Annotated in this window: 1 protein-coding gene; it reads right to left on the bottom strand. The window is 67.8% G+C overall.

What is annotated here, in order from left to right; translation table 11 throughout:
• The coding region (locus AA75_RS01515) for a hypothetical protein (RefSeq protein ID WP_033817832.1) at nucleotides 1-776 on the bottom strand (776 nt) is incomplete at its 3' end.
• Between the last annotated feature and the right edge of the window lie 14 nt (nucleotides 777-790).

A 790-nucleotide genomic window follows, 5' to 3' on the forward strand; every position in this document is an offset into this window, starting at 1 on the left:
CAGTCACCGAGCAGGTACTGACAGATCGCCAGATTGAAGCTCGCATGGATCCTGGCCAGCGCCGAGACGCCCTCCGCCCGCCCGGGCTTGATCACCTCGGCGAAGTCGGCCTGCGCGGAGTGCAGTTCACCCAGGGCCAATCGGCAATGACCGCGGTTGACCAGCACGATGGTGTCGGTGACCCGGGTGGCTTCGGGGGCGTCGGGCAGTGCGGTTATCCATGGCTCTCCGAGTACCTCCCGAGGCCCGTCCGTGAACAACATGCCGCAGCCCAGCGTCCACTGCAGATTGGCCGAGCCGGCCAGACCGGCCCCCTCCTCCACCGCACGTCGTGCGAGCTTGCTGCCGGTCTGTCGGTCGCCGCTGTGGAAAGCGCCGTTGGAGAGCCTGACGCAGGCCTGGATGATCAATGAGCGGTCTCCCTCGGCCTCTGCTTCGGCGAGCCCACGCTCTCCCAGCCGCAGTGCTTCGTGGAAACTCCCGTTCTGATAGGCGTAGCCGCTCTGGAGGATGGTGCGCATGGCACAAGGTCTGCAGGCGTCGACCGCCTGACGTAGTTGATGCCCTGCCAGAATGCCGTTGCCGTTGTGCGAGAAGAAGGTGTGGACGGCCGCGGTCAGGAAGCGGTGTTCGCGCAGGGCACGGTCCTCGGTCAGGTCCGCCGACCACAGCAGCAGGGTCGCCGCGCGAGGGAGGTTCCCGGCGGCGGCTTCGCGAGCTGCCTCGGCCACCAGATCACCCGAGAGCTGTGCGTCCGCGTGATCGGTCGCCGCCACCCGGTGCGCCCACG

Origin of the sequence: Kitasatospora sp. MBT63 (assembly GCF_000710465.2) — a bacterium.
In the GTDB taxonomy this organism is placed as follows: Bacteria; Actinomycetota; Actinomycetes; order Streptomycetales; family Streptomycetaceae; genus Kitasatospora.